This is a genomic window from Paenibacillus terrae (assembly GCF_000943545.1).
GTDB classification, from domain to species: domain Bacteria; phylum Bacillota; class Bacilli; order Paenibacillales; family Paenibacillaceae; genus Paenibacillus; species Paenibacillus terrae_A.
In genome coordinates this window covers 1-726 of the sequence record NZ_JTHP01000191.1, presented here as the reverse complement: position 1 = coordinate 726, position 726 = coordinate 1, and the positions used below count along the sequence as shown (strand labels likewise).

The 726-nt window shown below is 48.6% G+C and carries 1 protein-coding gene and 1 pseudogene; both read right to left on the bottom strand.

The features are described from left to right. The coding region (locus QD47_RS29615) for a flavin reductase family protein (RefSeq protein WP_044649485.1) at positions 1 to 327 on the bottom strand (327 nt) is incomplete at its 3' end. A gap of 12 nt (positions 328 to 339) precedes the next feature. Continuing rightward, positions 340 to 726: pseudogene (locus QD47_RS29610) on the bottom strand (hypothetical protein); the annotation flags it as partial.

Sequence of the window (726 nt, the reverse complement as noted above, 5' to 3'; positions counted from 1 at the left end):
TGTGATTTCACTTTCCTCCGGCGACAGACGGGAAGCCGTCACATTCACCGCGCCCACATTGTCCTCATCCGTAATATGAACGACAAAGGCTTTTTGCTCCATCGCATTACGTGCTGTATCCTTGGACACCCCATCGACACGTTGCACGGACACAGACAGAAGCGGCGGCTCGGAAGCTACGATGGAAAAATAACTGAACGGCGCACCATTCAGCACCCCTTCACTGCTCAGTGTGGTCACAAAGGCTACTGGTCTTGGGATAATGCTTCCGCTTAACAGCTTATAATTTTCACGCCCTGTAAGTGTATCAGGATTTAACGATATCATTGTTTTTCCCTCCTATTTTTCAATTACATTTCCCTGATTATCGCGCACGGTAACCGTAATCCCCTCGGGTACAGCAATTGTAACGTCGAGCTGATGCTGAGGCTGCATAAAACGTGTCGGGATTTGGCTCAGTAGCACATACAGCGTATCTCCGATATGCTTTGTCTGATACAGCTCCTGTCCTTTTAGTTCATCCTCGTTGCCTGTATAGACATAACTTCCGAACACATGCACCTCTGGTGAGGTGGTTGCGTCAATTTTGACCGCATAGGGATTTTCACCCTGCACGATCACCTTGGTCACTCCGACAGGCAGTTTTTCATGCCAATCAGGAAGGACCCTTGTTTCCTGAACCGAGCTCATCATATCCCTGACTTGCGAAGTAAGTAGTCGTCGTGT